Raw genomic sequence first — 9,597 nt, forward strand, 5'->3', positions numbered from 1 at the left:
GGTGCTCGACCTGCCGATCGTCGGCGCCGGCGACGGCTACTGGGACAGCCGCGCGCACGCACCGGATGAGAACATTCGCGTCGCGGACTTTCAGGAGACGATTCGGCTCATGGCCCGCATCGTGGAACGCTTCGCGGAGGACGGCTAGGAGAAGGCGGCCCGCTCAGGGCGCGCGCTGCGCGTCGCGCTCCATGAGGTACCCGGCGTACCGCTCCCGCAGCACCTTCTTGTCGAACTTGCCGACGCTCGTCTTCGGCACTTCGGCGATGAACACCACACAATCGGGCAGCCACCAGGACGGGAACCGCGCGGTCAGATGCGCGCGGATTTCGTCCTCCGTCAGGGTGCAGCCGGGTTTCGCGACCACGCACGCGAGCGGCCGCTCCTGCCACGTGGGGTGCGCGACGCCGACCACCGCCGCCTCGGCGACCGAGGCGTGCGCCATGATGGCGTTCTCGAGATCGACCGACGAGATCCACTCGCCGCCGGACTTGATCACGTCCTTCATCCGGTCGACGATGCCGAGGTAGCCCTCCGCATCCACCGTCGCCACGTCGCCGGTGTGGTACCAGCCGTCCTGAAACGTCGCCGGCGTGCGTGGATCGCGGTAGTATTCGTCCGCGATCCAGGGGCCGCGCAGCCACAATTCGCCCATCGTGGTCCCGTCCCACGGCACGTCCGCGCCGCCGGGGCTGACGATGCGCATCTCCAGACCGGGGGCCAGGAGCCCCTGGCGCCTCTTCACGTCGTACCGGCGGTCGTCGGGCCACCCCGCCATGTGCGCCTTGAGGAGGGACACGTGGGTGAGCGGTGCCGCCTCCGTCATGCCGTAGGCGTGCATGAACGACCCGCCGACCCGTTTCTCCCACGTCTCGATCAGCGCGCGCGGCGGCGCGGAGCCGCCGCACACCACCCGCCCGAGGCTTGACAGATCGAACGTCTCCTTCTCGAGCAGCGCGAGCACCGCCATCCACACGGTGGGGACGCCCGCGCCGAGCGTCACCCGCTCGCGCTGGATCAACTCGCAGACGGCGCGCGGGTCGGGACGGGGGCCGGGAAGGACGAGCTTCGCGCCCATCCAGACGGCCGCGAACGGCAGCCCCCACGCGTTCACATGAAACATCGGCACGACCGGCAGGATGACGTCCCGGTGCGACACGCCCACCGTATCCGCGAGCGACAACGCGAGGCTGTGGAGCCACAGGGCCCGGTGGGTGAAGGTGACCCCTTTCGGCAGCCCGGTCGTCGCGGAAGAGAAGCACATGCCGGCGGCGTCCCATTCGTCGAGGTTCGGCCAGCGCGGCAGCGGCTCGGCCGACGAGACCAGCGCTTCGTATGAGGACGTGGCCGGCAGGCGCGTTGCCGGAAGGTCCCCGTCGCTCATGACCACGATGCGTCTCACGGTCGCCAGTTCCGAGGCAACCGACTCGAGCAGAGGGAGCAGATCCGGATCGACGAGGATCACGGCGTCCTCGGCGTGGTTGATGATGTGCGTCAGGTGCGCCGGCGGGAGGCGCAAATTTAGGGTGTGGAGGACCGCGCCGATTGACGGGATCGCGAAGTACGCTTCCAGGTGGCGGTGATGATTCCAGGCCAGCGTCGCCACGCGGTCGCCTTTTCGCACCCCAAGTGCCAGGAGCGCGGAGCCCAACCGGCGGACGCGCGGGGCGAAGTCACCGAACGTGTAGCGAAAGACCCCGGCGTCGGTCCGCGACACGATCTCCTGCCGTGGGAAAAATCGTTCGCCCCGGTCGAGCATCGCCGGCAGCGTCAACTGGTAGCGCATCGTCGCCATGGTCTCCCCCTCCCGCGCCGCCGCCCTAACCGGGGACCTCGACGATCGCGGCGATTCCTTGACCCCCGCCGATACAGAGCGCGGCCAGGCCGTAGCGCCCTCCACGGTGACGAAGCTCGTAGAGCAGGGTCAGGAGCAGCCGCGCCCCGCTCGCGCCGATCGGATGGCCGAGCGCGATCGCTCCGCCGTTCGGGTTCACGCGGGCGCGATCGAGTCCCAGCTCCGCCTCGACGGCGAGATATTGCGCGGCGAAGGCCTCGTTCATCTCCACAAGATCCATCTGCTCGAGCCGCAACTCGCCGCGCGCGAGCGCTTCCCGGCTCGCGGGGACCGGGCCGATGCCCATGATCTCCGGCGGCACGCCCACGGCCGCCCAGGACACCAGCCGGCCGAGCGGCCGCCCGCCGAGACGCTCCGCGGCGCCGGCCGAGGCCAGCACGACCGCGGCGGCGCCGTCGTTGATGCCGCTGCTGTTCCCCGCGGTGACTGTGCCGTTCTCGCGGAATCGCGCCGGTAATTTCGCCAGCCGCTCCGCGGTCGTCTCCGATCTGATGTGCTCGTCGTGTTCGACGGGGGGCGCACCGGCGGCGGCGCCGGACGGGGCGACCGGCACGATCTCCTCGGCAAATCGGCCCGCCGCCCGGGCGCGGGCGGCGAGGGTGTGACTTCGGGCCGCAAACGCGTCCTGCGCCTCGCGCGTGAGGCGGTAGCGGCCGGCGAGGTTTTCCGCGGTCTCCGCCATGCCGAGTCCGCACCCCGCGTCGGTCAGCGCCGCCCACAGCGAGTCCTCGAGGGAGGCGGGACCAAGCGGCAGGCCTTCCCGCGCCCCGCGAATCACAAACGGCGCCTGGCTCATGTTCTCGGTGCCGCCCGCGAGCACCACCTCGGCTTCCCCGGCGTCGATCAGGCGCGCGCCGTACACGGCGGCTTCGAGCCCCGACCCGCACAGGCGATTGATCGTCACCGCCGGGCACTCGATCCGCGTTCCGGCGGCGAGCCCGACGTGGCGCGCGAGGTAGACCGCGTCCGCGCTCGACTGCACGACGTTGCCGAAGGCGACGTGGTCCACCGCGCCCGGCGCGATCCGCGACCGGGCGAGCGCGCCCCGCGCCGCCGCGGCCCCGAGTTGCGTCGCGGTGACGCGACGGAAGCCGCCGCCGAAGCGGCCGAAGGCGGTCCGCGCGCCGTCGAGGATGTACACGCCGCTCAAGCCGGGATCCCCCGCACCTGCGGCCGGTGGTCGACGTCCTGCGGCACCGGCCGGAGGCGACGTTCGCCGGTGGCCGCGGCACACTCCTTCAACGGGCGGCAGATATGCATGCCGGGAGATGTGTCGCTTCGATGCCCCGCTAGATCTCGATCAGGCGGTACATCTGCTCCGGTTTCTGCGCCCGGAGCACCGGCAGGGAGACGTTGTAGACGGGAATGCCCTGCGGCGTCCGTCCCTCCGGCGCGCCGTGGTGGGCGTGCGCGTGGAGCACGGCGGCGACGCCAAACCGGTCCAGCGGATCGGCCAGGCGGGACGAGCCGAGGAAGGGGAAGACTTCGGGCGCCTCGCCCTCGACCGTCTCGCGGATCGGCGCGTAGTGCAGCACGGCCACGGTCCGTTCCACGCCGTGCTCGGCTTTGAGCCGGGCCAGGGCCCGGTCGAGGATCAAGGCCTCGTTGACGGCGTCCTGGACGAATTGTTTCACCGCGTGCTCGCCCCACGGCTGCAACATGTGGCGGCCGAAGCCGCCGCCGAACCCCTTGGCGCCGACGAACCCGATGCCGTCGAGCACCAACGGCTCGATGGCCAGGATCGTCACGCCGCTGCGGCCGAGGATCTTGCGGAGCTCGTCCGGCGGCGCACTTTCGAAATCGTGGTTGCCGAGCACCGCGATCTTCGGAATCCGGCAGGCGGCGAGCGCTTCGGTCACCGCCTCGGCCTCGCGGGGGAAGCCGTGGTCGGTCAGATCACCGCAGAGGACGAGGACGTCCGCGCGGTCGTTCACCTCCGTGAACACCCGGCGCAGCGGTTCCGGCACCGCCTCCTGGACGTGCAGGTCACCCAGCGCGGCGATTCGCATGTCTCGTGCGGATCTTCCTGCGCGCGCGCCGCGCGATGTCGGCCCGGGCGTCGGCGTAGCCCCACACCGTCACGTCCGGCACATAATCGTAGGGCGTCAACAGCGTCCCGCGGCAGACGGAGAGGTCCGGACGCCGGCCGCGGCCGGCCTCGTTCCCGGCATGCTCGAGCCGTGCCACCAATTCGCGAAGCACCCACGCCGGCACGACGTCCCGTTCCGCGGGATACACGAACCGAAAGTTGACCAGGTGCCCGAGCAGGACCTCCCACTCCGGGCCCATGCGGTCGAGCAGCCGCCGCCAGTCGAGGGTGCGTCCCTGCCGGCGCAGGATGTGTGCGACGTCCGCCCCGTCGAACCGGTAGCGGTCCTGCACGAACGCCTTGCTCCAGATCATCTCCTCGGGCGGGATCAGCCGGACGCGGGAGCCGAGGAGCCGCGCCGGACGGGCGTGCTCGAACCACCGCTGGTCGACGTGGCAAATGCCGTTGCCGGACCCGTAGATGACGTCGATGAAGAGGTCCCCGCGGAAGACCTTGACGATCCAGGTCGGATCGGTCCGCTCGACCCGTTCGCCGGACTTGACGAGCGTGCGGACGACGCGGCTGTGGTCCCGGCGCGTGCAGAACACGTCGAGGTCTTTGGTATGGCGGACGATGCCGGCGTAGACGCGCAGGGCGTACGCCCCGCCGATCATGAACGGGATGCGGCCGCGCACGAGCGTGCGGAGCGCGTCCGCGTAGAATCGTTCGGCTTCGATGATGCCGGCTGTGATGCTCATCCCGCGCCATCGCCTCCCGGCCGATTCCCCTGCTACTAAGCCTACCCAGAACGAGTGGCGGCGGAGCAGACGGGGCGGGAGGGCCGGCGGCGCTCGCGCGGGGGCTATACTAGATGGCGAAGATCGGGGCTACGTCCAGCACGAACCCCGGCAACTCGGGGTCCAGCGCCACGGTTGTAGGATTCCGATGGACCTCCGGAGCCCGCCCAGGCCGGTGGACCTCGACGACCCGCTCCTCGGGATCGAGGAGCACCGCGATCTGGGCGCCGTTCGCGATGTAGGCGCGGATCTTTTCACGAAGCTCGGTGAGGGTGTTGCTCTCCGATCGGACTTCGAAGACCGCGTCCGGGCAGAGCGGGCCGAATTTCTTATGCTGCTCCGGACTGAGCGCGTCGAGTCGTGCGCGGCGCACCCAGGCGGCATCCGGGGCGAACACGGCGCCGTCAGGGAGACGAAAGCCGGTGGAAGAATCGAACGCTTTGCCGTTGCGGTTCGCTTCCGCCCAGTTCCCGAGTTGTCTGACGACTTCAGCGCTGCGGCCGCCGGACCCGAGCCCCGTCGGTGTCACGATAATTTCTCCCTTGGCCGTGCGTTCGAACTGATACCCGGGATTGCGTTCGGAGAGCGCCAGGAGCTCATCGTCTGAAACCTTGTAAGACAGGGCGAGGGTAATCGCCACGGCCACCGCCTCCGTGCGTACTGGCATCATCCTACCATGGTCGGGAGCCGCCAGGAAGCGGTGCGCGGCGCGGGCGTCTCAGGACAGCTTGAGGCGGACGACCTCCCCGGTGGTGGTCACGAACAGCAGGGCGACGCTCACGGGTGACTGCGTGCGTCTGTTAGGGCCCGTTCAACTCCGTCAGCACGAGGGCAACCCGGTCGCGGAGGTGCGCCAAATCGCGAAACGCCGCGGGTGAGGGCGCACCGGATGCGAGCACCCGGCCGAGCGACTCCTGCACCGGTGTGAGCGACGCCCGGATCTCAGCGGCCGCGGCGTCAAGGTCACGCGTCCACCGGGACCGTACGGCGCCCGGGACGTGTCGCCCGGCCGGGCTCGCCAGCGTGCCGCGCACGAGCTCCACGGTGGTCCCCGTGGCCTCGCCTGCATCGACGCACGACTTTGCCACCGACAGGACCGGCACGCTTCCGGCCCGACGAGCGGCGGCGCATTGCTCCCGCAGGTGCTCGAGAAGGTCCGCGAGTTGTGCGGCCATCGGCTCGAGAATGTCGCCGACGTCCATGCCGGTGTCCCCTGAGCCAGAGGCGCCGGTTGCAAACTCGCCCGTGCGCTCCGAAGGCTTCGACGGCTGAGGGGCCGCCGCCGCGGTACGGGCATCCGCAGACGACCCTGGGACGACTTGGGCGCCGGCCTGACCGTAATGTGCGCCACGGCCGAGCACCGCGAACGCGCCGGCCACCACGACGGCGGCGAGCAGTCCGCCGAGCTGGCTTCGGGAGACCATGCGCTACAGCCGGAAACGCACGATCTGTCCGGTGGTGGTGACGAAAATCAGCTGGCCCGCGGTCCGCCCCGGACCGATCCGGAACACCGTGGCGCCTCGGATGTCGTGAAGCGGGAGGATCGTCGTCACGTCGAAGTGGTTGCGCAGGAAGTGCGTCGAGGGATCGCTTTGGTACATCTGTCCTGCAGTGTCGACCAGCAGAAAATGTTCCCGGTCGACGCTCACCGGATCGACGCCGACGTTCTGCACGCGCAGATCAATCATGACGTACACGTCGCTCTCCCCGACGACGCGCGAGTACTCGGGGCGTCCGAGGTGGATGGCGAGGTGGCCGGCCGGATACGCCCACTGCGTCACGAGGACGACGGTGCTCGCCAGCACCAGGGCGGTGGCCAGTTGGAAGGCGCGTCTTGTGATTGTGGTCACGGGCGCCGACTCCCGGCGCCGTCGCTCGGGGCCGACACGCGCTCTGACGGAACCGCCGCCGGGGCCGGTTGAGACAGGCGGTCGAGAAAGTACCGGGCGGTCACATCGTAGCCCGGAATCTCGCTCACTTTCTTCCAGATCCGAATCGCGCCCGCGCGATCGCCGCCGTCGGCGAGAATGTGCGCGGCGATCCACAGGGCCTGGAACCTCGCCGTGTCATTATCGGTGACGCGGGCGGCCCGCTCGGCCCTGGCCGCACCGTCCGCCGGATCGTGCAGGAACCTCCAGTACACCCATGCCACCCCGGTCAGCAGGCTGGCGTCGCGCGGGTTGTTGCGGATGCCCTCTTCGTAGAACGCCACCGCCTCATGGGCCCGCCCGAAGTGGAAGGCCAACCACTGCCCGCCGAGGGCGTAGGCGTCGATGAAGTGCGGGTTGAGCCAGGTGATGAGCCGAACGAGCGGCATCAGCGCTTCGTCGTCGGCGCGAAGGATATCGCCGTTGACGATTCGGCGGCGATGCTGATACTCGTCGACGCGCAGCCACAGGAAATCCGCGAGCAGGCCCCGGATCTGGCCGGCGAAACTGCGCACCACGAGGGCGGCGGCAGTGAACGGCACGCCGGCCTCGTCGTTGACGATCGGCCGGTAGACGTCGACCATGGCCTGGGTCCCGGCCACGCAGGCCAGCAGCACAGCGGCGGTGACGACGAGCCGCAGCCGGGTCCGGGACGCCGCCATCAGAACTCACGCTCCTCGAAGACCTGGACGCCGAGATACAGAGAAAACGCGACGAGGGCGGCGGCATAGAGGCTCGTCCGGAACACGTAGGGCCACGGCACGATCATGTTGTGGACGACGGCCGTGCGGACATTGAAGTTCTCGAAGTTGGGGAGCAGGTAGTAAATCGCCTGGCCCGCCGTGGCCGCGACGTTGCTGTGCGCGACCAGGGCGATGTAGGTGGTGACGGCGCCTTTGAGGTAGCTGATCACCAACACCAGGACGGTCAGGGCCACGCACACGATCGAGCTGCTGAAGGACGCGATCGCCAGCGCGATGGCGGACAGCACGACGAACGACAGCCACAAGAAGTAGCCGGCCTTAACGGCCTCGAACGCCGATCCGCCCCGGTCGACGTGGACGAAGAACACTAAGATGCCGACCATCGGCGCGACGGCGAGCGCGGTGGCCGCGATCGAGCCGGCGAACTTCCCGAGCATGAGCTCTACACGGCGAACCGGTTTGCTGAGCACGTTGTAAATCGTCCGGCTCTCAATCTCGCCCGACAACTGCGTGCTGACCAGGGCCAGCGTGGCCAGCGTGCCGAACAGGAAAATCACGGTGATGCCGACGTCTTTGAAGAACTTGATCTCCACCCCCAATTGAAAGAACGAAAGGAAGGCGCTGCTGATGATGACGCCGCACCCGAACAGGGCCAGGGCCGGCAGGGTCCGGCGCCGCCACGCCTCCCGCATGACCTGACGCGCCACGACCAGGACGATCGACGCGCTCACGCGGCGCCTCCATCAAAACGCGCCGCGTAGCGAGGTCCTGATCCGCCGCCGCCGGGATCAACGGCACGATCTGTTCCCCCGTCCGGCTGCCCGACCAGCTTGACGAACAGATCCTCGAGCCGCTCGCGTTTCGCTCCAAGCGACACAATCTGCCCCCCCGTCTCGCGGATCACGTCGATGATCGGGTAGACGAAGCGCTGCTCCGGAACGATGACGACCGTGGCGTCCGTGCCGTGGTGGATCGTTGCGCCGGGAATCGCCTCGATGTGCCGGTCGAGCGCGCCGTTGGCCCCGTGGATCGTGAGCTCCATCTCCCGGCTCCCGCCGAGAAGGTCGCCGATCCGGCCGACGGCCACCAACTCTCCGCGATTCAAGATCGCGACCCGATCACAGACGGTCTCGACCTCGGCGAGAATGTGGGAGCTCAGAAAGACCGTCTTGCCGCGCTCGCGGAGCTGGAGCAGGACGTCGCGCATCTCCCGGCGGCCGATCGGATCGAGTCCGCCGGCCGGCTCGTCGAGGATCACGAGCTCCGGATCGTTGATCAGGGCCTGCGCGAGCCCGAGCCGCTGCAGCATGCCGCGCGAGTACTTGCGGACGGCGAGCCGCCGGTGTTCCCAGAGGCCGACGAGCCGCAGCAGGCCCTCGACGCGCTCGCGGCGGATCCGGTCGGGCAACCGAAAGAGCGAGCCGTAGTACTGCAGGAGCTCCTCCCCGCGCAGGTATTCATAGAAGTACGGCGACTCGGGGAGAAACCCGAGACGCCGTCTCGCCTCGACGGATCCCAGCGGGTGTCCGAGGACGGTGCCGCGCCCGGCGGTTGGCCGAATCAGGCCCAGCAGCAGCTTGATCGCGGTCGTCTTGCCGGCGCCGTTCGGTCCGAGAAACCCGTAGATCTCCCCCGGCGGGACCTCCAGCGTCAGTCCGCGCAGCGCGGCGCGATCCGACCGCTGGAGGTTGCGATAGCGCTTGGTGAGGTTCTCGACCGAAATGACGGGCGGCACGATCGTCCCTCCGTTGGGTCCCATGCAAACCTCGGGGAAGTGCACTGTAGGTCTTGTGCCCACGGGCCGCGCGCGGTAGACGCAGGCGGGTGAACGCGCCGGCATGTCTATCGCGCGGGGGGGTTGGGCATGAGAACGGGTGGCAATCCGACGGCGCGGAACAGCGCTGGAATCATTCCCAATCACGGACGGGCTTGAAAGGAGGGGCGCAGGGAGGGGGACAGACTCGCACGCCTGATACGCGATCATGTTGAACAACCAGTAGCCGCAAGGAGGTGACTTGTGCTTCGAAGACTCGTGAACAAAGTGCACGGCGAGGAGCGGGGCTTCACGCTCATCGAGTTGATGATCGTGATCCTCGTGATCCTGGTGCTGGCGGCGATTCTGATCCCGCAGTTCGGTCTGGCGCGCGAGCGGGCGCGGAAGGCGACGTGCGTCAGCAACCAGCGGAACCTCGAGACCTCGATCGCGATGTGGCAGACCGACAACCCGAGTGTCAACCTAAAGGGCGGCACGATGGCGGCCAACTCCATTCCGCTTGCGGGAACG

Annotated in this window: 11 protein-coding genes; 1 reads left to right on the plus strand and 10 read right to left on the minus strand. The window is 69.0% G+C overall.

Features of this window, described 5'->3' with window-relative positions; genetic code table 11:
• Positions 1-163: 163 nt before the first annotated feature.
• From VGZ23_00090 to VGZ23_00135, 10 genes are all read right to left on the minus strand, one after another.
• Complete coding sequence (locus VGZ23_00090) at positions 164-1,786, minus strand: long-chain fatty acid--CoA ligase (GenBank protein ID HEV2356011.1); 1,623 nt, start codon at positions 1,784-1,786, stop codon at positions 164-166.
• Positions 1,787-1,820: 34 nt separating this feature from the next.
• Positions 1,821-3,005: an acetyl-CoA C-acyltransferase gene (locus VGZ23_00095; protein HEV2356012.1), complete on the minus strand. Its 1,185-nt coding sequence runs from the start codon at positions 3,003-3,005 to the stop codon at positions 1,821-1,823.
• A gap of 139 nt (positions 3,006-3,144) precedes the next feature.
• Positions 3,145-3,864, minus strand: coding sequence for a metallophosphoesterase (locus VGZ23_00100; GenBank protein HEV2356013.1), 720 nt, complete (start codon positions 3,862-3,864; stop codon positions 3,145-3,147).
• Complete coding sequence (locus tag VGZ23_00105; protein HEV2356014.1) at positions 3,842-4,642, minus strand: hypothetical protein; 801 nt, start codon at positions 4,640-4,642, stop codon at positions 3,842-3,844. Before VGZ23_00105 ends, VGZ23_00100 begins: the two co-directional genes overlap by 23 nt.
• 109 nt (positions 4,643-4,751) lie before the next feature.
• The gene (locus VGZ23_00110) at positions 4,752-5,321 is read right to left on the minus strand and encodes a Uma2 family endonuclease (protein HEV2356015.1); all 570 of its coding nucleotides are present in this window, start codon (positions 5,319-5,321) and stop codon (positions 4,752-4,754) included.
• A gap of 160 nt (positions 5,322-5,481) precedes the next feature.
• Positions 5,482-6,105 (minus strand): hypothetical protein, encoded by a 624-nt coding sequence (locus VGZ23_00115; GenBank protein HEV2356016.1) that lies wholly within the window; start codon positions 6,103-6,105, stop codon positions 5,482-5,484.
• Positions 6,106-6,108: 3 nt separating this feature from the next.
• Positions 6,109-6,531 (minus strand): DUF4352 domain-containing protein, encoded by a 423-nt coding sequence (locus tag VGZ23_00120; protein ID HEV2356017.1) that lies wholly within the window; start codon positions 6,529-6,531, stop codon positions 6,109-6,111.
• Positions 6,528-7,271, minus strand: a complete 744-nt coding sequence (locus VGZ23_00125; GenBank protein HEV2356018.1) for a hypothetical protein — start codon at positions 7,269-7,271, stop codon at positions 6,528-6,530. Before VGZ23_00125 ends, VGZ23_00120 begins: the two co-directional genes overlap by 4 nt.
• Entirely contained in the window at positions 7,271-8,044 is a 774-nt protein-coding gene (locus tag VGZ23_00130; protein HEV2356019.1) for an ABC transporter permease subunit, read from the minus strand. Before VGZ23_00130 ends, VGZ23_00125 begins: the two co-directional genes overlap by 1 nt.
• Positions 8,041-9,072: an ABC transporter ATP-binding protein gene (locus VGZ23_00135; GenBank protein HEV2356020.1), complete on the minus strand. Its 1,032-nt coding sequence runs from the start codon at positions 9,070-9,072 to the stop codon at positions 8,041-8,043. Before VGZ23_00135 ends, VGZ23_00130 begins: the two co-directional genes overlap by 4 nt.
• Positions 9,073-9,330: 258 nt before the next feature.
• On the opposite strand from VGZ23_00135, the gene VGZ23_00140 reads away from it, so the two are divergent.
• The coding region (locus tag VGZ23_00140; protein HEV2356021.1) for a prepilin-type N-terminal cleavage/methylation domain-containing protein at positions 9,331-9,597 on the plus strand (267 nt) is incomplete at its 3' end.

Source organism: bacterium (assembly GCA_035945995.1).
Taxonomy (GTDB): domain Bacteria; phylum Sysuimicrobiota; class Sysuimicrobiia; order Sysuimicrobiales; family Segetimicrobiaceae; genus DASSJF01.